The sequence below is a fragment of the Paralysiella testudinis genome (genome assembly GCF_016894345.1).
GTDB lineage: Bacteria > Pseudomonadota > Gammaproteobacteria > Burkholderiales > Neisseriaceae > Paralysiella > Paralysiella testudinis.
This window is the reverse complement of record NZ_CP069798.1, coordinates 2,682,407-2,705,113: the sequence shown is the minus strand read 5'-3', so window position 1 is coordinate 2,705,113 and position 22,707 is coordinate 2,682,407. Positions and strand designations below refer to the sequence as shown.

The 22,707-nt window shown below is 55.6% G+C and carries 17 protein-coding genes; 6 read left to right on the top strand and 11 right to left on the bottom strand.

Annotated features, from left to right (window positions below):
- Nucleotides 1-490 precede the first annotated feature (490 nt).
- Nucleotides 491-1,258, top strand: coding sequence for a helix-turn-helix transcriptional regulator (locus JQU52_RS13680; protein WP_230339011.1), 768 nt, complete (start codon nt 491-493; stop codon nt 1,256-1,258).
- 131 nt (nt 1,259-1,389) lie between these two features.
- Here JQU52_RS13680 and JQU52_RS13675 read toward each other — a convergent pair whose 3' ends face one another.
- From JQU52_RS13675 to JQU52_RS13660, 4 genes are all read right to left on the bottom strand, one after another.
- A complete protein-coding gene (locus tag JQU52_RS13675) occupies nt 1,390-2,727 on the bottom strand; it encodes an MFS transporter (protein WP_230339010.1) in 1,338 nt (445 codons plus the stop codon).
- 315 nt (nt 2,728-3,042) lie between these two features.
- The gene (locus JQU52_RS13670) at nt 3,043-3,990 is read right to left on the bottom strand and encodes a DMT family transporter (RefSeq protein ID WP_230339009.1); all 948 of its coding nucleotides are present in this window, start codon (nt 3,988-3,990) and stop codon (nt 3,043-3,045) included.
- 92 nt (nt 3,991-4,082) lie between these two features.
- Entirely contained in the window at nt 4,083-5,213 is a 1,131-nt protein-coding gene (locus tag JQU52_RS13665; RefSeq protein WP_268866619.1) for a serine/threonine protein kinase, read from the bottom strand.
- Nucleotides 5,214-5,442: 229 nt separating this feature from the next.
- The gene (locus tag JQU52_RS13660) at nt 5,443-5,694 is read right to left on the bottom strand and encodes a GlsB/YeaQ/YmgE family stress response membrane protein (protein ID WP_452434034.1); all 252 of its coding nucleotides are present in this window, start codon (nt 5,692-5,694) and stop codon (nt 5,443-5,445) included.
- Between the two features lie 241 nt (nt 5,695-5,935).
- Between JQU52_RS13660 and cls the strand changes: the two genes are divergently transcribed.
- Nucleotides 5,936-7,378: a cardiolipin synthase gene (cls, locus tag JQU52_RS13655; RefSeq protein WP_230339008.1), complete on the top strand. Its 1,443-nt coding sequence runs from the start codon at nt 5,936-5,938 to the stop codon at nt 7,376-7,378.
- A gap of 429 nt (nt 7,379-7,807) precedes the next feature.
- On the opposite strand, the gene JQU52_RS13650 is transcribed toward cls, so the two are convergent.
- The 3 genes from JQU52_RS13650 to JQU52_RS13640 all read right to left on the bottom strand — a co-directional run bounded on the left by JQU52_RS13650 (nt 7,808) and on the right by JQU52_RS13640 (nt 14,297).
- Entirely contained in the window at nt 7,808-9,721 is a 1,914-nt protein-coding gene (locus JQU52_RS13650; protein WP_230339007.1) for an IucA/IucC family protein, read from the bottom strand.
- A 46-nt stretch (nt 9,722-9,767) separates the two neighbouring features.
- Nucleotides 9,768-10,346: a molybdopterin adenylyltransferase gene (gene mog / locus JQU52_RS13645; protein ID WP_230339006.1), complete on the bottom strand. Its 579-nt coding sequence runs from the start codon at nt 10,344-10,346 to the stop codon at nt 9,768-9,770.
- 120 nt (nt 10,347-10,466) lie between these two features.
- Complete coding sequence (locus JQU52_RS13640; protein WP_230339005.1) at nt 10,467-14,297, bottom strand: DUF3683 domain-containing protein; 3,831 nt, start codon at nt 14,295-14,297, stop codon at nt 10,467-10,469.
- 246 nt (nt 14,298-14,543) lie between these two features.
- Here JQU52_RS13640 and JQU52_RS13635 point away from each other — a divergent pair, with 246 nt between their 5' ends.
- Complete coding sequence (locus JQU52_RS13635; RefSeq protein ID WP_230339004.1) at nt 14,544-14,993, top strand: PliI family lysozyme inhibitor of I-type lysozyme; 450 nt, start codon at nt 14,544-14,546, stop codon at nt 14,991-14,993.
- 166 nt (nt 14,994-15,159) lie between these two features.
- On the opposite strand, the gene JQU52_RS13630 is transcribed toward JQU52_RS13635, so the two are convergent.
- The gene (locus JQU52_RS13630; protein WP_230339003.1) at nt 15,160-16,914 is read right to left on the bottom strand and encodes an L-lactate permease; all 1,755 of its coding nucleotides are present in this window, start codon (nt 16,912-16,914) and stop codon (nt 15,160-15,162) included.
- A gap of 359 nt (nt 16,915-17,273) precedes the next feature.
- On the opposite strand from JQU52_RS13630, the gene JQU52_RS13625 reads away from it, so the two are divergent.
- Entirely contained in the window at nt 17,274-18,056 is a 783-nt protein-coding gene (locus JQU52_RS13625) for a FadR/GntR family transcriptional regulator (RefSeq protein ID WP_230340598.1), read from the top strand.
- A gap of 43 nt (nt 18,057-18,099) precedes the next feature.
- Here the strand turns inward: JQU52_RS13625 and JQU52_RS13620 are convergent, their stop codons facing one another.
- Nucleotides 18,100-18,558: a DUF4124 domain-containing protein gene (locus tag JQU52_RS13620; RefSeq protein ID WP_230339002.1), complete on the bottom strand. Its 459-nt coding sequence runs from the start codon at nt 18,556-18,558 to the stop codon at nt 18,100-18,102.
- Nucleotides 18,559-18,720: 162 nt separating this feature from the next.
- Here JQU52_RS13620 and JQU52_RS13615 point away from each other — a divergent pair, with 162 nt between their 5' ends.
- Complete coding sequence (locus JQU52_RS13615; protein WP_230339001.1) at nt 18,721-19,905, top strand: phosphoglycerate kinase; 1,185 nt, start codon at nt 18,721-18,723, stop codon at nt 19,903-19,905.
- An 89-nt stretch (nt 19,906-19,994) separates the two neighbouring features.
- Here the strand turns inward: JQU52_RS13615 and JQU52_RS13610 are convergent, their stop codons facing one another.
- Both JQU52_RS13610 and JQU52_RS13605 read right to left on the bottom strand, forming a co-directional pair.
- Nucleotides 19,995-21,263, bottom strand: coding sequence for an O-acetylhomoserine aminocarboxypropyltransferase/cysteine synthase family protein (locus tag JQU52_RS13610; RefSeq protein ID WP_230339000.1), 1,269 nt, complete (start codon nt 21,261-21,263; stop codon nt 19,995-19,997).
- Between the two features lie 86 nt (nt 21,264-21,349).
- The gene (locus JQU52_RS13605) at nt 21,350-21,793 is read right to left on the bottom strand and encodes an META domain-containing protein (RefSeq protein ID WP_230338999.1); all 444 of its coding nucleotides are present in this window, start codon (nt 21,791-21,793) and stop codon (nt 21,350-21,352) included.
- Nucleotides 21,794-21,946: 153 nt separating this feature from the next.
- Here JQU52_RS13605 and JQU52_RS13600 point away from each other — a divergent pair, with 153 nt between their 5' ends.
- Nucleotides 21,947-22,705 (top strand): IS5 family transposase, encoded by a 759-nt coding sequence (locus tag JQU52_RS13600; RefSeq protein ID WP_230338983.1) that lies wholly within the window; start codon nt 21,947-21,949, stop codon nt 22,703-22,705.
- The last annotated feature ends 2 nt before the right edge of the window (nt 22,706-22,707 follow it).

Below are 22,707 nucleotides of genomic sequence, written 5' to 3'. Positions count from 1 at the left end.
ACACCAGCTGACTGATCATGATTTTTTGAAACTGTCCAAAACAGAGTCAAATCCGAGAGCGCGGATCAAATTGCTGATTTGCACACCGGCATCCATCATTTTTTGTACGGCGATTTCAAAAACCTAATTGAATGCGGGGTCGTGTAGATAAAAACGTTGTTTTAGGCAGCCTAAAACCGTTTTTTGATTTTCGATCTGTTTCCTTCCCCATCTCAAATCATGCCCGCCAATTTGTTCCCATCATGCTACGGACTGGGGAAGTCAAAATTCGGCGGGTTTTTTGATGTACATCAGAGCGGCGGCAAGCCGTTCCTCCATTATGGTGTTGAGTGGCTGGTGCTAAGCGCAGGCTTAAGTTGTGCTAAAAATAGACGCTCAAGCCTGCATCAGCCATGTTTTTTGCCCTTGGATCTTTGGAGAAACCTTGCCGATGAATTACACCTTCGATCCTACACCGGATTTTGTTTTTTTTAATAAAAAGGAACGGGTGGTGCACCACAATGCCCATTTCCATCCCTACAGCCAATTGCTGCTGCCTCAGGCCGAAGGCACCCACATTGTGTTGGGACAGCAGCAGCGCCATCGTTTGGATACCGGCAGTGTGTTGTTTTTGTCGCCTTTTGTGTTGTACCAGCTGCTGCACACCGAAACCAGCCGGGTAGACGCGTTGTCGATCCATCTAAACCGTTTGGGTGCCGAATTTACCGGTACGCCGTATTTTCGGCGGATTAACCGTTTAATGGGGAAGGGCAGTTCCGGCTTGCTGTTTTATGGCGAAGCGGCCGCCTATATCCGCCAGATCTGGCCGGATTTGCAAAATGTGTTCAGTATGCGCCATATGTTGGCGGTGTTTGACATTCTGGATACCTTGTCGCGCTCAAGCGAGTTTGATATCTTGGCCGCGGGCCAGCCGGTGCCGACACGTTCACGGGAAATCGAATTTTGTCTGATTGTGGAAGAATTCATCGGCCAGCACCTCAATGATACTGTGCCGATTGCCGAAGTGGCGGCGCTCACCCATTTGTCGGTTTCTAATTTTAACCAGAAATTCAAGCATTTTTTTGGCAAACCGTTTCATTCCTATATTTTGAGCAAGAAAATAGAGGCCACCTGTTATTTACTTAAAACCACCGATTTGAGTTTGCAGGAAATTGCCGAACGTCTCAATTTCAATTCTGCCTCTCATTTGCTCACCACTTTTAAGCGCATTAAAAAAACCACTCCGGGCGAATACCGCTTAAGCCACAGCAAGGCCTGATGGGTGCCAAGATAAGGCTGCCTGAAACTGCGTTTAGGCTGATGTTTTCAGGCAGCTTAAGGTTTAAGGCTTTGTAGAATGCGTTTATATCGCTGAAAAGGTGCGCAGCCGTCATTCCGGCGCGGGCGGCATCAATCCGGCAATTCCTCGCGGAACGTTTCATGGCTTAGCAACATCGCCACCAAGGCCAGTAGGGCAATGGCCATCAGATACCAAGCTGGCGCCAATTTGTTGCCGGTCAGGCTGATTAGCCAGGTTGACACTAAGGGCGCGGTGCCGCCCATCAGCGCATTACCGGTATTAAAGCTCAAGGCAAAGCCGCTGTAACGCACTGGGGTGGGGAAAATCTCCGCCAGAAAGCTGGGCAGGGTGCCGTCGTTCATGGCCAGCAAGGCGCCAAACACGATTTGTACCAACACAATGGCCCAAAAGTGCCCGTGCCCCAATATCTGGAACAGCGGCACGGCCAGCACAATAAACAACACCGATGCCGACACCAGCATGGTTTTGCGGCCATGGTGGTCCGACAAATAACCCATAAAGAACACAAAGCCGATATAGGCCGCCAAGGCAATACTGGATGAAATAAACGACAGCGTTTCGGATACGTTTAATTCAACCGACAAATAAGTGGGCATATAGCTGAGCATCATGTAAAAAGCCACCGCATTCAGGCACACTACGCCGCAGGCAATCAGCACTTTTTTACGATAGGTGGTGAGCAATTGGCGGATGGGCAAAGCAGTGTCTTTTTCTTTTTCCGCCAAGCGGCCTTCCATTTCCCGGAATTTGGGTGTGTCTTGCAAATGCAAACGGATGTAGCGCCCAATCAGGCCGAAAGGGGCGGCCAGCAAAAACGGCAGCCGCCAGCCCCATTGGTGCATTTGCTCTGGCGTGAGTGTGGCGTGCAGCAGTGTGACCATCAGCGAGCCGAGCAGCAAGCCGGCGGCGGTGCTGGCCGGTACCATGCTGGTATAAAATCCGCGTTGGTTTTTGGGTGCGTATTCGGCCAGAAACGCCGAGGCACCGGCGTATTCGCCGGAAGCGGAAAAGCCTTGCACCAGCCGTACCAGCAACAGCAATAAGGGCGACAATACCCCCACTTGCTCATAGCTGGGCAAAAAGGCAATCAGAAAGGTGGCGCCAGACATAATCAGAATCGACAAAGACAAGGCGCTGCGGCGCCCGAATTTGTCGCCCCAATGTCCCCAAACAATGCCGCCGATGGGGCGGATTACAAAAGACACGGCAAATACCGCAAAGGCGGCCAATAGGCCGGTGGTTTTGTCGGTTTCCGGAAAAAACACCACCGCAATCACCGCGGCCAGATAGCCGTAGGCGGCATAATCGAACCATTCGACAAAATTGCCGATAAAGCTGGCCACGGTGGCGCGCCGTAAAGCTTGTTGATCCGTGAGCAGTGGGGCACTGCCGGGTGTGGGGGTGGAGGGTATCGGGTTTGTGTGCATAGGATTCTCCCTGGCAGACGGTGTTGTTGCAATGGGTGTTTATTTATTTTCAGGTAGCCTGAAGAAAATCAATCCATCCCAAGCTGTGTATGTAGGGTGCGCCACGCGCACCAGCCCACTGTGCTTTAAGCCCAAGCGGTGCGCAGGGCGCACCCTACTACCCCAGTGCAATAAAGGCCTATTGCAATCAAGGCTGCCTGAAAGCCTGCGCATTGCCCCATGCTGCCGGATAGGCAATGACGGTATGGTATGGTTGATGGCCGCGGGTGGAGAAAACGGGCTGATTTCTCCACCCATGGTGTCGGTTGGTTCCATTCAGACGGCTTGGTTTGCAAATGCTTTTTTAAGCGTGCTCATCAGCATCTCGCTCATGCCGCCCACAATAATCAATATGCCGCCGATAATCTGGATTGGTGTCATCACTTCGTTGTAAATCATCCAGCCCACAAACACCGGTGCCACCACGCATTCCCAATAGGAAACACAGGCGAATTCCACTGCTTTCAGGTGGCGGGTGGCGATGGTGCAAGTACCCAAGGCACCGAAACCGCAGACCAAGCCGATGGCAATCCACCACATCCAGTCGGTAGACGTCATCTGTGCGATGGTGGGTTTGGTAAACAGGAACAAGCAGGTGATGCCGATTAGGGCGAACACAAAGTTCCAGAATGCACGGGTTTCACCCGGTACATCGGTGCGGTAACGGCCAAAAAACAGGAATAGGCCGTAGCCCACGCCCGAATACAATGCCAGCATGTCGCCGATAAAGGTTTTTTGCGAGAACTCCATGCCAAAGTGGATGCCGTTGGCGTCTACCTTAATCAGGCCGACAATCAGCAACATGCCGATAAACACCGCGGCAATGGCAAACCAAGTGCTGGCCTTCATGCTTTCTTTCAGGAAAATAATCGCCAGCAAGGTGGAAATAATCGGGCCGATGTAGATGAAAAACACCGCATTGGCAATGGAGGTGTATTGGGTGGCGGCAATATAGGCAGACAGGCAGTTGCCCATAAAAAAGCCGCTGGCAATCATGCTCCAAGAGATTTTGTACGATTTCAGCTCCCACAGCCGACCTTTGGCCGCCAGAATCAGTAAAAACAGAATCGCGCCGCACATCATTCTCGAAAAAGCGATAAAGTCGCCCTGGGCATTGATGTGGCGGGCAAAAAAGCCCACAAAGCCCATTAGGGTGGCGGCGATAAAAGCATTGGTATAGCCGACCTTCTTGCTGATCGGCACCGGGGCGGGTGCATCACGCATGGTTGTGCTCCGTATGAAGGGTTGCATCAAAAAGAGGTCTTACCGCGTCAGGCAAGACCTCTTGTTTAGGATATTGGGAACATCAAGCGCAGTTATACGCGGGTAACGTCGTCAAAATCCTGTTTGGGGAAGTAGTCCTGACAAGTGCCTTCGCGATACACATCCGCTGTGGCGCAATGCAGGCCGCCACCAAAAGCGTAAGCATCGCGGAACGCCACCGGAATCACGTTCATGCCCAGTTTGTCCATTTGCTCCAGCTGGTGCACTTCCGAAGCTTCCACAATCACGGTTTTGTGATCCAGTACCAAGCAGTTCATCGATAACCACACCGAGCTGTAGCACAGCGGAGGCGGTTCGGTGTGTGCCGGTTGGGCGGCGTCCACGATTTCCCAGCCGTTTTTCTCGAAAATCACCCGTTGCTCTTTGGGCAAGCGGCGGTGCGGGTTGTTGATAATCAAACCCGGGCGCAGCGGCACAAAGGTGGCGTCGATGTGAATCGGGTAGGGGTCGCCGGGGAAGTTCACCGCATGGATGCGCATGTCCGGATATTTGCGTTTGAACCACTCCATGGCTTTGCGGTTGGTGGTGAGGCCGTGTTGGATGAACAGGTCTTTGCCCACCCGCATCACGTCGGCGGCATCAAACAGAATCTCTTCTTCGGTGGTCACAAAGTCTTTATTGGCGGTGCGCACCAAACGTTCTTCCAAGGAAATACGCTCATCGTAATAATTGTGTTTGTAGGATTTGTCGCTCAGGCGCGGTCTGGGCGCTTGCGACCACAAAAATTCCGGGTCTTCGTTGAAATAACGCGACAACAAGGGGCGGAAAGCCAAGTATTCCCAAAAGCGGCAGCGGAACGACATGGCCGCTTCGATGATTTCGCTGCCGATGGTGAGCAAGGTGTCGCGCGGCGGCATACAGGTCATCATCGAGCCGGTGCGAAAATCGGGGGTAATCACCGGCTGGTTCCATTGCAAGGGTTCGGGGCGGTCTACTTTCACACCGCGTTCGGTGAGCACTTTCACCAAGTTATCCAGTTGGATATTGGCTTTTTCCACGGTTTCGAGCGGGCGCGGTCCCCACATGCCGCGCATGGTGCTGTCGATGGGCACCTTTTCAGAGGTGGCGGGTTCTTCCGGCGGAATGCAGCTGTGGTCGGCGCGGCCGACAATTACATGCTTGAGCGGGTCGAAGTCGTTCCATGAGTTGACGATTTTAGTCATGATGCTGTCCTTTCTTTTCGATAGGGGCGGATACACGCTATGTCCTTATTTATACGCCGTCATCATGATTAAGTCGTTATATAAAAACGCTTAATTGCTATCAGAAAACACCCGATTACGGAGCAGCAAAAATCCGCAATCAGGCGTTGGCCGATTGCGGGCGGGTTGTTGCCAAATAAAAAACGGTTTCAGGCAGCCTGAAACCGTTTGTTGATGTGCGCTAGGTGGTTTATTTTTTCTTCGCCACTTTGCCGTAGATAAACAAAATCAAAAAGGCCACAATCACCGAGGCGATAAAGCCGGCACCTTCACCGGCATGATACCAACCCACGGCTTGGCCGATATAGCCGGCCAGCAGCGAGCCGCCGATGCCGAGCAAGGTGGTGAGGATAAAGCCCATGTTTTCTTTGCCAGGATTAATCAATTTGGCAATCACGCCCACGATAAAACCCACGATAACAGTCCAAATAAAGCCCAACATACAGATTCCCTTCTTTAAAAGGTGGTTTAAAATACAATCCGAGGCTTAAATGGCGCTATGCAGCGGCAATTCAAGTCCGGCGGTCATTATATCTTGCGTTTTACAATACAGTGGCAATTCGCGCAGAATTTGCGCTAAGACCATAAAATACGGCTGGCGTTCTTGCAAAAAAGCAGGCGAGGGTGAAAAAATGTTCAGGCAGCCTGATTGCGGCTGGGTGATGAAATAGGAGAGATAGGCGATGTGGATGGTGTTATTGCATGTGCTGCTGGTGTCGGGGTTTACCCTGCGTATTTTGCTGCGCGAAGATTTGGCGCCCGATGCCCGCATGGCGTGGTTTATGGTGATTGCGCTGTTTCCGCTGCTGGGCTGTGCGGTGTATTTTCTGTTTGGCGAGGTGGATATCGGCCACCGCGTGAGCCGACGCTATCAGCAGGTTTATACCACTTTGCATCAGGCGGCTGCCGCGGCACCGGGGCAGGAATTTCTGGGGCAGCCGCACAATGTGGCCCGCTTGATTAGCCCGGCTTATCAGGCGCCGTTTCATTATTTGGCGTCGGTGAACCAGCTGTATCCGGTGGCCGGCAACCGCGCCGAGCTGATGGCCGATGCCGATAGCGCCCGCGCTCGCTTGGTGGCCGATATCGATGCGGCCACCGAACAAGTGAATGTGCTCTATTACATTTGGCTGAACGACCACACCGGCAACCATGTGGCCGAGGCGCTGATGCGTGCGGCACGGCGCGGGGTGGTGTGCCGCGCCATGGTGGACGGCTTGGGCTCGCACGCCTTGCTCAAAACGCCGCTGTGGCAGCAAATGCGCGCCGCAGGTGTGCAAACCGCGGTGGCGCTGCCCATTCGCCCCTTGCTGCGCACTTTGTTAACCAGCCGCATCGACTTGCGCAACCACCGCAAAATCACCGTGATTGACGGCAAAATTACTTATTGCGGCAGCCAAAATTGCGCCGATGCCGCCTTTGCGGTGAAAGCCAAATACGCGCCGTGGGTAGACATTATGCTGCGCCTGCAAGGGCCGGTGGTGACGCAAACCCAGCTGTTGTTTGCCAGCGATTGGATGATGGCCACCCAACAAGGCTTGGCGCAATTTGCCTTGCCCACCGAGGCTTATGCAGACGGCTTCCCCGCCCAAGTGATGGGCGACGGCCCCACCGAGCGCAGCCGCGTTACCCCGCAGCTATTGGTAACACTCATCAACAGCGCCCGCCAGCGGCTCACCATTTCCACACCTTATTTCGTACCCGATGCCACCGTGCTCGAAGCCTTATGCGCGGCGGCGTGGCGCGGGGTGGCGGTTACGTTGATTTTCCCGCAACGCAATGACTCCTGGGTGGTGGCCGCCGCCAGCCGCAGCCATTACCGGCGGCTGTTGCAAGCCGGGGTGCGGATTTTCGAATTCAAGGGCGGCCTCTTGCACGCCAAAACCCTCACCGTAGACGACACGCTCACCTTTATCGGCTCCACCAATCTGGATTTGCGCAGTTTTGACTTGAACTACGAAAACAATGTGCTGCTGCAAGATGCAGCCACCACCGCCGCTGTGCACGCGCGCCAGCAAGACTATATCGCTGCCGCCACGGCGGTTACACTGGCGGAGGTGGAGGCTTGGTCGTATGGGCGGCGTATTTGGCATAATGTGTTGGCCACTGTGGGGCCGGTGTTGTAGTGTGGATTGAATACAATAAAAGGCTGCCTGAAAGCGTTTCAGGCAGCCTTTTTTATTTGTGGTGGGCAATTTTGATTGAACGGCAACCATCGCCTTGGGCAAGGTATTGGCTTATGAGGTTAGTTGGCGTAGGTCGGATTCTTGAATCCGACATTTGGCCGAATAGGCTAAAACACCACCATCTTGTTCTTTGAACCAGCGTCGGATTCAAGAATCCGACCTACGCAGAATCGTTAGAAATTTATTGTTTTTGTTTCCGTTTTTCTTTTATTTCATTAAATAGTGGATTAAATTTGAATCAAGACAAGGCGGCGAGCAGCAGACAGTACAAGTAGTACGGAACAGAGTTTGTTGGTGCTTTAGCGCCTTACAAAATCGTTCGCTTTGCGCTAAGGCGAGCCAACGCAGTATTGGTTCAAATTTAATTCACTATAGGCTGCCTGAAAACGGCGCCAGCGGATTGGGCAGGGTGCCAACAATGTCTTCGCTGTTGTTGTCGATGCGCATGCGCACAAAGGCTTTGGCAGGCCAAGGTGCGTGCAGCATGGCGTGGTGTTCGGCCTGCCAGCGGGCGGGGTTGGTGTGTGGCTGCCAATCGGCAAAGGCGTGTTGCAGCGCCTCGGCCAGCAAGCGCCAGCCGGGCTGTTCGGGCAGTTGCCAATGGCGCTCAAGCAGCAAGGCCATTTCACCCAGATGGCACATCAGCACATTGTGCATGAATTTTTCGCGCACAAATTCGGCGTTGTCAAACAGGGTTTTGTGCGGGTCGTGCAAGGCCAGCGTATGGCCCTGCGCCTGCAAGGTGGTGCGGTGGATGCGGATATCGCCAAAGTCGCGCAGCAGCAATTGTTGCAACTGCCCTTGGGCGTCTACCACCACAAAGCTGTTTTGCTGGTGTGCTTCAAAGGCAATGCCGTAGCGCAAATACATGCCCAGCAAGCCGTGCAGCGTTTGGCGGGCGTAGTGGGCAAACCAAGCCAGTGCAGCAGCCGCATCTTGGCGGCCGCTGCCCCAATGCAACCATTGTGCCCACAGCGGTGCGCCGTTGAAGTCGGTGGCAAACAGTGCGCCCAAGGGCAGGGCGGTGTGATTGGGGGCGATGCAGGCGGCGGGGTGGTCGCGATACAGTACGGCCACATGGCGGGCATCGTCTTCGCTCACCCCGGCTGCCTGAAAGTGCAGGCCGTGGCGTTCGGGAATAATCGCCAAAACGGCGGCGATGCCGGGCTCTTGCGCCAAAATGGCTTGCAGCAAGGCGCTCACGCGCGGCCCCATGGTGGCGGAACGCGGCGATACGGTGCGCTCCACGCTGGTGAGCCGCAGCGACACCGGCAGCTTGCACATCGGCGGCTGCGGCTGGCCTGTGTGCGGCACTACGGTGCGAAAAGACATGGTGGGCTTGGCTGCCAAGCGCGGCATATCGGCCAGCAGCAGTTGTTGTGCTTGGATGGCTGGTGCCCAGTGTTGGGGCAGATGATGTTGTGCCTGCCACGGGTGCACCGGCAGCGGCCAGTAGTACTGCGGCTGCAGGCGTTGGCGCGCTAAGGCGGCGCACCATTGGTCATAAGCATCGGCAAAATGGGTGGCAAACCAGTGGCCGAAGTCGGCACCATCGGGCATGGAATGCACCGCCATGCAATCGCGCCGCACCGCTGCCAGCACTACGTCGATTTGGGCATTGAATTCCGGCGCCCACGCAATCACTTCAGCCACCGCCATGCCGAGGCGGGTTTTGTAGTTGGGGTGCCACGGATGGCCGAGTGTGCCCCATTGCTCTAATAGTAAGGTGGGCTGAGGGTGGTTACGGCACAACGCAGGCAGCCAATGCGTGCCATTGTCGGCCGCTAGCTGGGCATTCCAATGGTGGTGATAAGCCAGGCACAGCGCATCGTTCAGGCAGCTGTTGTTTAGCTCGGCGGCCAAGCGTTGGTATTGCTGCGGATGGATGGCGGTGCTGAGCAGCGCTTGCAGATGATGCAGCAAGGCGGCGGGGGATGCTACGGTTTGCGCTGCGCCGTGGGGCGGCTGCCAGTGCACATCGCCGTTCAGTGTCCAAGCGGCCATCGGTGCGGCGCTTAAGCCGTCAAAATACAGCGCGGCTTGTTGCGGCAAGGCCAAGCACGCTTGTGTTTGGGTTTGCCATGTCAAAGCGCGGCTGTCCAATAGTTGCTCGCGCCACAAGGCCTGCAATAAGCGGCCAAAACTGCGCCGCCGCGCCTGCACCAAGGCGGCTTCTAAATCCGGCAAGCGGATTGAGGCTGCCTGAAACGCAGGCGTGGCCAGTGCTTGTTGCCAAGTGTGCTGGCATTGCTGCGGCCAGTGGTCGGAAAATGGCGTGGGCATGGGGCTGCCTTTGTGGGCATGGGAAAAGGCCGATTATAGCTGAGGATTATTTCTGTTTTGGGCGGAAAGCTTGGCAAATTTCGGCATCGGTTTCGATAAAACCGCCGCCAATCAAATCCACGCAATAAGGAATGGCGCTAAACAGGCCGTGCACCACCACTTCGCCTGCGGCATTGCGCACGCCGCCCAAGGTTTCGGCAATGGCTTTGGGGCGGCCGGGCAGGTTCACGATTAAAGTTTGGCCGCGGATGCCCGCCACTTGGCGCGACAAAATGGCGGTGGGCACATAATACAGGCTGATTTGGCGCATTTGCTCGCCAAAGCCGGGCAGGGTTTTATCCAGCACCGCCAGTGTGGCTTCGGGGGTAACATCGCGCGGTGCCGGGCCGGTGCCGCCGGTGGTGAACACCACATCGCAATGCTCGGCATCGGCCATTTGCTTGAGGGTGGCTTCGATGGCGGCCTGCTCGTCGGCAATCAGGGCTTCAACAAAACGGATGGGATTGCGCACGGCGCGGCCAAGCCAGTCTTTCAGCGCCGGAATGCCTTCGTCGGCATACACGCCGCTGCTGGCGCGGTCGCTGGTGGAAATCAGGCCGATGGTGATGGGGGTAAGTGTAGTCATGGTTTTGGCTATGTATGGTGAAACAAAACGGATTTCGGGGCATGGCAATCATGCGGGGTATTCATCCTAGGCTGCCTGAAACAGAGTTAAATCCATTTTTCAGGCAGCCTGAATGCCGGGTTACAACAACACCCGCTCAATACCGCCGTTGGCGGCTTTGGCCACAAAATCGTCTTGCCATTGGCTGCCGAGCAGGTGTTTGGCCATTTCAATCACGATGTAATCGGCGCTAATGCCGGTGTCGTCTTGATAGCGGCTTAGGCCTTGCAGGCAGGCGGGGCAGGAGGTGAGGATTTTCACCGGCTCGCCCGCGGGCAGTGCGGCTTTGTTTTTTTCCAATTCTTCCTGTTTGCGGAATTTCACTTGGGTGGCGATGTCGGGGCGGGCGGTGGCGAAGGTGCCGGATTCGCCGCAGCAGCGGTCGCTTAAGGGCACGTTTTGCCCCATCAATTCGTTTACCACTTTAATCGGCTGGGTGGTTTTAATCGGGGTGTGGCAAGGGTCGTGGTAGAGGTATTGCTGGCCGGCCACGCCGTCTAATTTCAGGCCTTTTTCGAGCAAAAATTCGTGGATGTCGACAATGCGGCAGCCGGGGAAGATTTTATCGAATTGGTAGTCGGCCAATTGGTCGTAGCAAGTGCCGCAGCTCACCACCACGGTTTTGATGTCCAAATAATTGAGGGTGTTGGCCACGCGGTGGAACAGCACGCGGTTTTCGGTGGTGATTTGGTCGCCTTTTTCTTTATTACCGCCAGCGGTTTGCGGGTAGCCGCAGCACAGATAGCCGGGCGGCAACACGGTTTGCACGCCCACGTGCCACAGCATGGCCTGGGTGGCCAGCCCCACTTGGCTAAACAAGCGCTCGGAGCCGCAGCCGGGGAAGTAAAACACCGCTTCGGTGTCTTCGCCCAATTGCGGGTTGCGGATGATGGGCACGGTTTTGTTGTCTTCAATGCCCAAGAGGGCACGGGCGGTTTTGATGGGCACGTTGCGTGGCAGCGGGCGGTTGATAAAGTGCACGATTTGCTCTTGGATGGCGGGCTGCCCCAACGTGGCCTGCGGCGCGGCTTTTTGTTTTTTTAAGCGGCCAAGGCTGAAGCGCTTACCCAATTGGTAGCCCCAGTTTTGCGCTTTGAAACCGGCTTGGATAACCCCGGCTCGCAAGGCTTTGATGGTGTTGGGATCTTTGGCGTTGAGAAAGGCCATGCCCAGCGCCACGGCGGGGCGGAATTTCTTTTGCCCGGCTTGGCGCAGATAGTTGCGCATGGCAATGGTGACATCGCCAAAGTCGATGTTTACCGGGCAGGGCTTTTCGCAGCGGTGGCACACGGTGCAGTGGTCGGCCACGTCGTTGAGCTCGTCAAAATGCTTGAGCGACACACCACGGCGGGTTTGCTCTTCGTATAAAAACGCTTCGGTAAGCAAGCCTACGCCCAAAATTTTGTTGCGCGGGCTGTAGAGCAGGTTGGCGCGCGGCACATGGGTGCTGCACACGGGCTTGCATTTGCCGCAGCGCAGGCAGTCTTTGATGGAGTCGGCAATGGTGCCCAACGCCGATTGCTCCATAATCAGCGATTCCACGCCCAGCAATTCAAATGAGGGGGTGTAGGCTTGCGCTAAGGTGGCGCCCGGCATCAGCTTGCCGCGGTTGAAATGGCCGTGCGGGTCGACTTGGGCTTTGTAGTCCCAAAAAGGCTGCATTTCGGCATCGGTGAGGTATTCCAATTTGGTGATGCCGATGCCGTGCTCGCCGGAAATCACGCCGTTAAGGCTGCGGGCAATGCCCATGATGCGGGCCACCGCTTTATGGGCGGTTTGCAGCATGGCGTAGTCGTCGGAATTGACCGGGATATTGGTGTGCACATTGCCGTCGCCCGCGTGCATGTGCAAGGCCACGAATACGCGGCTGCGCACCACTTGGGTGTGGATTTTTTGCAGCTGCTGCATAATCAGCGTGTCGGCCTTGCCGCTGAAAATTTCGGCCAAGGGCTGCATGATGTCGCGCTTCACCGACACCCGCAGCCGGAAGTCGCGCATGGCGATAAAGGCGCTGGTGTTGCCGGTGGCGGCATCGTCTTCGAGTTTTTGCGGGAATTGCGCCAGATAATCGGCCAGCGGGGCGTCCAAATTATCCAGCAGCCATTGCCAGCGCCGGCGTATGGCATCCACATGCGCCAAGGCGTGCTGGGCGCGCTCGCCTAAGAGCGCTTTGCTGGGAAGGTCGGTGCCCATTTTGTCTACCGGCAATTTGGTTTTCAGGTAGCCTTTAAGGGCATCGCACAAGGCCAGCTTGTTTTGAATCGACAATTCGATGTTGATGCGCTCGATGCTGTCGGAGTATTCACCCAAACGCTCCAGCGGAATCACCACGTCTTCGTTGATTTTAAAGGCATTGGTGTGCTTGGCAATGGCGGCGGTGCGGCTGCGGTCGAGCCAGAAGGTTTTGCGCGCTTCGGGCGTTACCGCAATAAAGCCTTCGCCGCTGCGGGCGTTGGCCAGCTTAACAATATGTGCGGCGGCGGCTTGTACGGCGTTTTCGTCGTCAGACACGATGTCGGCCAGCAGCACCATTTTGGGGCGGCCTTTGCCCGCCGCTTTGGTGGCATAGCCCACGGCGCGCACATAGCGCCAATCGAGGTGTTCCAAACCGGCCAAGCGCACGCTGTTGTGGCCGAGCATATAGTCACGGATTTCCACGATAGACGGGGTGGCGTTGGCCACGGTGCCAAAAAATTCCAAACACACGGTGCGGGTGTGTTGGGGCATGGTGTGCAGCACAAAGGCCACGCTGGTGATGATGCCGTCGGTGCCTTCTTTTTGCACCCCCGGCACGCCGGCGAGGAATTTGTCGGTAACGTCTTTGCCCAAGCCCACTTTGCGAAAGCGATGGCCATCGATGGCCAGCCGCTCGGTTTTGGCGATGGTGTGGCCATCGGCTTTGAGGGTGTGTACATCAAAAAGCGCGGTGGTTTCGTCGTGGATTTTGCCGAAATTGTGGTTTATGCGCTCGATTTTGAGCCATTCGCCTTGTGGGTTCACCATTTTCCACCAGGCCAGATTGTCCAGTGCCGTGCCCCACAGCACCGCTTTTTTGCCGCCTGCATTCATGGCCACATTGCCGCCCACGCAGCAGGCATCGGCGGAAGTGGGGTCTACTGCAAACACCAGTTTGGCGGCGCTGGCGGTTTCTTCTACCCGCCGCGTGACCACCCCGGCGCCGCAGTGAATCACCGGATGGGTGCCTTCCAGCCCGGGCAAGGCCACGTATTCGACGCCGTGGTGGCGGTCGAGTTTTTCGGTGTTAATCACGGCGCTCATGGCGTGCAGCGGCACGGCACCGCCGGTATAGCCGGTGCCACCGCCGCGCGGGATGATGGTGAGCTCTAGCTCAATCAGCGCTTTCACCAAGGGGGCGATTTCGGCTTCGGTGTCGGGGTTGAGCACCACAAAGGGGTATTCCACCCGCCAGTCGGTGGCATCGGTAACGTGGCTCACCCGCGCCAAGCCGTCAAACATAATATTGTCTTTGTGGGTGATTTTGCTCAGGCGCTTGAGCACTTGTTCCCGTTTTTGGCGGGTTAAATCAAAGCTTTGCTCAAAAGCATCTACCGCAGCCGAGGCTGCCTGAAGCAATTGCGCCACTTGGGCGTTGTCGTCGCGCCGTTTTTGGATTTCGGCCAAGCGGTGGCGCATTTCTTTAACCAGTGCGGCGGCACGGTGTTTGTGCGCGAGCAAGTCGTCAACCAAATAGGGGTTGCGCACCACCGCCCAAATATCGCCCAATACCTCAAACAACATGCGTGCCGAGCGGCCGGTGCGGCGCTGGCCGCGCAAGTCTTGCAAAGTATCCCACGCCGCGCTGCCCAGCAGGCGGATGACGATTTCGCGGTCGGAATACGAGGTGTAGTTGTAGGGGATTTCGCGGATGCGTTGGGCGGCTTCAATGCTCATAAGGCGGGTTCCGTGTGCGCGTGTGCGCTGCTTTTATCAATTGAGGAATCAACAAACCATTAAAAACCATGCTTTTTGCAGCATAAGATGGGTTTAATGGTGCAGGGCACAATGTAGAACAAAATGCGGGCAAGGGCAATGAAAAAAGCAGGGAAATAGAGTGTGGCACTTGTTGAAAGCTGCCTGAAAGGGTGTTTATACTTAGGCGTTTTAGATCATAAAATCGTAAATAAGGAGTGATGGAATATGACCATAAAATCTTGGATGGGTGCGGGGCTGTTGTTGTTGACCACATCGGCCTATGCTGCCGATTCAGACCGCTTTGTATCGAAGCTGGCACTGCCCACAGGGCAGACGGTGGTGGTGGCTGAGGGTGATTTTGAAGCCCGCTCCATCGGCAGCTTTAGTGTGCGGCTGTATGAGGCCGCTGCGGCGCCAGACGAAACCACTTTTTTTAGTGCCGGGCTGATTCGCCCTCGCGATGGTGTGGTAGAGAAGGTGATGTTGGCCGATATTGACGGCGATAAACGGCAGGAAGTGGTGGTGTTGGTGCGCTCTGCCGGCAGTGGCAGCTACCTGTCGGCACATGCGTTTACGCCAGCAAAAAGCAAGCTGGTTTATCGAGGTGCGGTGATGGGCTTGGCCGCCAATGCCGATCCAATCAAAGCCTTGCGCCGTTTAGGGAAAAAACGCTAAGCGCTGGGTTTACCGTATTCAAAAAAACCGCAGCCCCAAACAAGGCTGCGGTTTTTTTTATCAGGCTGCCTGAAAGGCGGCGTGAAGAAAATCAATCAATCCTAGGCTGCCTGAAAGGCGGCATGAAGAACATCAATCCATCCTAGGCTGCCTGAAAAAGCGGCGATTAGGTGGTTTTTTTACCCAGCAGTACTTGAATGCCGAAAAACACCACTGGCCACACCAAGGCGGCAATCCACCAAACGAAGTTGCCGGTAATCAGCGCTTGGCCGATTAAGCCGGCCTGAATCAGGTAATAAGTCATCGGAATCAGGGTTTTGCGGATGACTTCGCCTTCGCGGTTAATCATGCCCACCACGGCGGCGGCGGCCACCACATTGTGTACGGCAATCATATTACCGGCCGCACCGCCAATGGCTTGCAGCGCCACCACGATGGAGGAGAGGTCGGCATTAAGGCCGATTTCCTGGGCAGTGGAAAACTGGAAGTAGGCAAACATCATATTGCTCACGGTGTTGGAGCCGGCGATAAACGCGCCCAAAGCCCCAATCCACGGCGACACATTCGGCCACATGCCGCTAAAGGCGCTGGCGGCGCTGTGTGCCAACACCATCGGCATGGCGCTTAAGGCACCGGTGGCGTTCATGTCGGCAGAGCCGGAGTTAATGAATACCTGCACCATCGGTACCGCCAGCAGCAGCGCCGGCGCGGCGGCAATCATGGTTTTACCGGAATTACCCCAGCCGCGCATAAACGATTTGATGTCCATTTTGAAAATCCAGATACAGGCGATGGAAGTCAAAATCAAAATGGTGCCGGGTGAATAGGCCAGCTGCACTTTGCTGGTGATTTTGGTGCCAAACAGCTCTTTCAAGGCCACGGTGGTGTAGTCGCCCAGCAAAAAGGCTTTCAGCTCCGGAATGGTGCGGGTAATCAGCAGCAGCGCAATCACAATCAAATAGGGTGAGAAAGCACGCAACACCGAAAATTTGGGTTTGCTGGTGTCGCTGTGGTCTTCTTCCACACTGCCCACCCATGTGTTTTCCCATTGTGCGCGCGGCGGAAAATCAAATACTTGCTTGGGCAAAAACCAGCCGCGTTTGGCTGCTGGCACCACAATCATCAGGCCGATAAAGCCGCCCACCAGCGAAGGGAACTCCGGGCCGATAAAATGAGCCACCAGATAATAGGGCAGGGTGAAGGCCACACCGGCAAACAGGGCAAATTTCCATGCTTGCAAGCCTTCGGCAAACGAGCGTTTGGCACCGAAATAGCGGGTGAGCAGGCACACCAACAGCAGCGGAATCAATACGCCCACCAGTGCATGCAGCAAGCCCACATTGGCCACGATGTGCAGCAAATATTGCTCCGGGCTGGCCGGGGCAATGGCGGTGGCTACGTCTTCTTTATTGCTGATGCCCGACCACACACCCAGCAACATCGGCGTGCCCACTGCGCCGAACGACACCGGCGTAGACTGAATCACCAGCACCGACATTACCGCTGCCATGGCCGGAAAACCCAGCGCCAGCAGTAGCGGTGCACCCACGGCCGAAGGCGTGCCAAAACCGGAAGAGCCTTCTACCAGCGAGCCGAACAGCCACGCCACAATAATCACTTGCACGCGGCGGTCGGGCGAAATATCCATAAAGCCCTGGCGGATGGCGCGGATGGCACCGCTTTCTTTGAGTGTATTCAGCAATAAGATGGCGCCAAACACGATATACAACACCGTGAGCGCCACAATAATGCCGTTCACGGTGGCGGCGGCCACCATGGCGCCGGAAGCTTGCCATACAAACAGCGCCAGCAAGGCGGTAACCAAATAGGCAGCGCCCATCGACAACTTGGCCGACAAGCGCATCACCACCAGCAGCACAAACACCGTTAAAATCGGTGCCAGAGCCAAAAAGGTATGCATAAGGGTTTCTCCAGAATTCATTAAACAGATTGCTGCCAAACAGATTGCTGCCGGATGGGCACAAAAGTGCGGTTGGCCGGGGCTTGCTAGTGAGCGCAGTCTTTTGTTATGCTGCGCTTATGCTTAATTGGTAATACCAATTTACCAATAGGCTATTCACTTTAAAAAAGTTTTATCCGGTGGTCAATGGCTGCGGTTAAAAAAAGATAAGCTCAAATTGGCGGCTATTGTGCTTGTTGCGATGGATATGATTCATTAATCGGGTTTTGTCATTTTTAAAAATAAACAAAACAATAATCTGAATTATTTTTCAGCGCTTAAAATATATTTTAATGTTGATATTATCGATAGGCGAAATGATGATAGAACGCAAACGGATCAGCGCACAAAAGTTGTCGGAGCAGATTGCTGAGGTATTGGAAGAGCGTATTGTTGGCGGCGTATATGCCGTGGGTGAGCGCCTGCCGCCGGAGCGGCAATTGGCAGCCGAATTCGGCGTGTCGCGCCCGCCGCTACGCGATGCCTTGGGTGCGCTGGCGGCGCGGCAATTGCTGCACAGCCGCCCCGGCGGCGGCCATTATGTGAGCGAATATGTGCAAAGCGATTTTATGGGCGCTTGGCAAGGCTTATTGGGGCGGCACGAGTATTTGCGCGATGATGTGCTGGATTTCCGCCGCTCGCTCGAAGGCACTTTGGCATCGCTGGCGGCGCAACGGCGCACCGATGAAGATTTGGCGCGCATGGGCTTTTGGCTGGCCGAGCTGGAAGCGGCCAATATGCGCCGCCAGGTGGAAAAACAATCGCAAGCCGATGTGGGTTTTCACCAAAGCATTGCCGAAGCGGCGCACAATATTTTGTTTGCCCAGCTTTCAGGCAGCCTATTGCGTATGTTGCACCAGCACACCCAACAAAATCTGGCCAATATGTTTCGCGTAGCCGATTTAAAACCGGAGCTGATGGCGCAACACTACGCGCTGTTTGAGGCGATTAAAAAACGCCAGCCGCACAAAGCGGCGCAAATGGCGCATGCACATATTGATTTTGTGGAGCAGTCGTTGAAACAGGCGGCCGAGCAGCAAAAACGCAGCGAACGCGCCGCCGAATTGGCAGAGCACGACCGCCAGCGTTTGCGTGGGCGATGAATGATAGGGTTTTACAGATTGCCCGAAAGAAATGCGGCTTGCCTTAATGCAGCGCAGCAGCACCGCCCGCTTGCAGTTGCTGCAAGGCTTGCTCGCTTTGCCGCACTGCCGCTTCCAGCCCGGCAATGCGCTCTAGGTATTTGGCGTAATTGCGTTCATTGCCGTAACGCACTTTGCGGCCGTCATCCAAGGCGCGGCGTGCTTCATTCAGCCGTTGTTGGGCGGCTTGAATTTGGCTGTTGTCAACGGCGGCAGCTTGGCTGCCGGGCGTGATGTTGTTGTCGGGCGCAGCATAACTGCTGCTTACCGGCGCCGTGGTGGGTGCCGGTGCGGCGGTGTAAAATCCGGCCGAGCTCAAATTGGCGGCACGGCAGTTTTTGGCGGGCGTTTGGCTGTAGCTGCGCTGGCCGCGGGCATTGGTGCATTCGTATACCGGTGCGGCCACTGCGCTGAAGGTGAGCAGCATTAAGGTGGAAAAAATGGCAAGGGCAGGGGTGTGCATGGCAGGCCTCATGTGCGGATATCAAACAAGGATGCGGCTAAGAACCTGTTCAGGCAGCCTGTAGCCGAATGTAGTTTTGCGCTTTACCGTATCGGGCGCATAGACGATAATACACCGGATTTGCCTTTCATTATGATAAAAAGCACCACAGGAACCTGCATCATGCCCTTTTTAAAACTCACCGACCAAGATTTAACCGCCAAAACCATTTTGATTCGTGCCGATATGAATGTGCCGCTGCAAGACGGCATCATCGGCGATGACACCCGCATCCGCGCCTCGCTGGCGTCCATCCGCCACTGTATCGATCACGGCGCTGCCGTGATTGTGATGACCCACCTAGGCCGCCCCACCGAAGGCGCCCCCAAACCTGCCGACAGCGTGGCGCCGGTGGCCGAGCGCTTAGGCGCCTTGTTGGAGCAGCCAGTGGCGGTATTGGAAAACTGGCGCGACGGCAAGCCCAATTTGCCTGCCGGCACCGTGGCCATGTTGCCCAATGTGCGCCTGAATGTGGGCGAAAAGAAAAACGATTCTGCTTTGGGTGCCGCCTATGCCGCCTTGTGTGATATCTATGTAAACGATGCTTTCGGCACCGCCCACCGCGCCGAAGCCTCCACCGAAGCCGTGGCCAAAGCCGCGCCGCTGGCCTGTGCCGGGGTATTGCTGGCAGCGGAATTGGATGCGCTGGGCGCGGCATTGCAACAGCCCAAACACCCGCTGGTGGCGATTGTGGCGGGCAGCAAAGTGTCCACCAAACTCACCATTTTGGAAAGCTTGGCTGATAAAGTAGACCAATTGATTGTGGGCGGCGGCATTGCCAACACCTTTTTGCAGGCAGCCGGACACAATATCGGCCAATCGCTGGCCGAGCCCGATTTGCTGGCCGAATCCAGCCGGATTATGGCCAAAATCGCCGCCAAAGGCGGCCAAGTGCCGCTGCCCACCGATGTGGTGGTGGCCAAAACCTTTGCCGCCGATGCACCCGCCACGGTGAAAAACATCAACGATGTGGCCGACGACGACCTGATTTTGGATATCGGCCCGCAATCGGCCGCCGCCTTGGCCGATTTGCTCCAAGCCGCCGGCACCATTGTGTGGAATGGCCCGGTGGGCGTGTTTGAATTTGACGCCTTTGCCAACGGCACCCACACCTTGGCGCAGGCCATTGCCCGTAGTAAAGGCTTTTCGATTGCCGGTGGCGGCGACACCTTGGCGGCGATTGCCAAATTCGGCATTACCGACGACATCGACTACATCAGCACCGGTGGCGGCGCGTTCTTGGAATTTCTGGAAGGCAAAACCCTGCCCGCGGTGGCGGTGTTGCAGCAATGTGCTAAGGCTGCCTGAAAACACCAATGCCATAAAAAACCGCAGCCTTTGGCTGCGGTTTTTTATGCGTTGATGAAAGCCGAAAATCGTGGCAATGGGGTTTGCACTTATGCGGCGGCCAATGCCTGGCTTAAGTCGGCCAGCAAGTCGTCGATGTGCTCAATGCCCACGCTTAAGCGCACCATGTCTTCGCTCACCCCGGCGGCGGCCAGCTCGGCGGCATTGAGCTGGCGATGGGTGGTGGAAGCGGGGTGGGTGGCCAATGATTTGGCATCGCCAATGTTCACCAAGCGGGTAAACAGTTGCAAGGCGTCGATAAAGCGGCCGCCGGCTTCGATGCCGCCCTGAATGCCGAAGCTGAGCAAACCGGAGGCTTGGCCGCTGCAATCGCGCTCAATCAGCGGTTTATAAGGGCTATTGGCCAGGCCGGGGTAGTTTACCCACGCCACTTGCGGGTGTTGTTGCAGAAATTCGGCCACTTTTAAGGCGTTGCTGCTGTGGCGTTCCATGCGTAGCGCCAAGGTTTCCAGCCCTTGCAGAATGAAAAACACATTCATCGGGCTGATGGCGGCGCCGGTGTTGCGCAGCGGCACCACGCGGGCACGGGCGATAAAGGCGGCGGCGCCGAAGTGTTCGCTGTAATTCACGCCGTGATAAGACACGTCTGGCGTGGTGAGCACCTTGAAGCGCTCGCCTGCGGTCCAGTCGAAACGGCCACCGTCGATAATGGCGCCGCCGATGCTGTTGCCGTGGCCGCCGATGTATTTGGTGAGCGATTCCACCACGATGTCGGCACCCAGCTCGATTGGGCGGCACAGCGCCGGTGAGGCCACGGTGTTGTCTACCACCAAGGGCAGGCCTTGGGCATGGGCGGCGGCGGCAAAGGCGGGGATATCGACCACATTGATGGCGGGGTTGCCGATGCTTTCGCAATACACAAGCTTGGTGCGCTCGTCGGTGTGGGCGGCGATGTCTTCCGGTTTGGCGGGGTCGATAAAGCGCACTTCGATGCCTTGCTTGGGCAAGGTGTGGGCAAACAGATTATAGGTGCCGCCGTACAGGGTTTTGGTGGCGATGATGTTGTCGCCCGCTTCGGCTAGGGTTTGCACGGTATAAGCAATCGCGGCCATGCCGCTGGCCACGCACAAGGCGGCAATGCCGCCTTCGATGGCGGCCAGGCGTTGCTCCAGTACGTCGGTGGTGGGGTTCATGATGCGGGTGTAGATATTGCCCGCCACATTGAGGTTGAACAGATCAGCACCGTGTTGGGTGTTGTCAAAGGCATAGCTGGCGGTTTGGTAAATCGGCACCGCCACGGCCTTGGTGGTGGGGTCGGGGCTGTAGCCGGCGTGGATGGCTTGGGTTTCCAGTTTCATGTGTTCTCCTTGTGTTGGGTTTTGCTGTTGGTTATTTTAATGAAGTGTTAAAGGTTTTAGGCTGCCTGAAAGCGGGCTTGTGCATTTTAAGGCTGCGTTGCCGGATAAGCCTCCAGCACAGCTTGTCCTTGTTGGTTGCTTAAAATCAGGCGGCTGCCGGGCGCTTTGGTGGCGGCGGTTTGCCAGTGGTGGGTTTGTGCCAACGCGGCTAAGCCGGGTGCTTCGTCGGTATTGTCGGGGCAGGCCATCATGGTGCTGGCCACATGGCTAAAGTGCAATTTGTCTGCCTGCTGCTGATAGCCGCCCATAATTTGGTTACAGCCGAAATAGGCGTTAAATCGTTTTGCGGCGGGGTCGAACGACAAGCGGTAACCGGGGGCGGCGGGCTGGCCGTTGATGCGGATGATTTGCCATTCTCCGGTTAGGGTTTGGCGGTAGGCGTCGTTTGCTTGCGCAGTGGGTTGGCCGGGGGCGGCACAAGCGCCCAGAGTGGCCAGCATCAAGGCGGTGAATAGAGATTTTAGCTTCATGGGTGTAGTTCCTTTGGGTGTTGTGGTGGTAAGTCTAATTTATAAACTGAAGTTACGAACTCTAGGGTCTGTTCACAATTACTTGTCATACCCTTGAATAAAAAAGAAACGCAGGCATAAAAGGAAGTTCTCACACCCCCCAATACACCTGCGATGCCCCGTACACTACTCAAAGATGAACATTGGACGAAGCTGTTACCTATTCTGCGTGATTTGGGTATTTATAGCAAACCCAATTTGCGCAGAATTCTTGAAGGCATACTTTACAGAATAAGAACCGGCATACCGTGGCGGGATTTACCCGAGTATTTCGGCAAGTATCATACTGTTTATACCGCTTATAACCGTTGGTCAGAAAAAGGCATTTTTACTGCAATCTTGAAACAGCTCAGCCAAGAGAGTGACTTGGAGTGGGTAGCCATAGACGGCAGTTATATCCGTGCCCACCAACACTGCGCCTCAGCGCTCAGTGCGCAAGAGGATCACGCAATCGGTATGAGCCGAGGCGGCAGAACCAGCAAGATTCATCTGGCTGTAGATGCTGCAGGCAATCCGGTTGAGGTTATCGTTACTGCGGGCAATATCCATGATGTCACCGTTGCACCGGAGCTGCTTGACAACATCAACCTTGCCGAAACTGAGTTGGTTAATGCGGACAAAGGTTACGATTCAGACCGGCTCAGGGAGCAAATAGAGCAAAGCGGTGCGAAAGCCAATATTCCCTATAAAAGAAATAGGGAAGAGAAAAATAAAGACATGGACTGGTATTTATATAAAATCAGGCATTTGGTAGAGAATGCCTTTTGCCGTTTGAAACATTTCCGAGCGATTGCCAGCCGTTACGATAAGCTGAAACGCAACTTCCACAGTACGGTTTTATTGGGGTGCATTGTGATGTGGTTACCTTTATGACA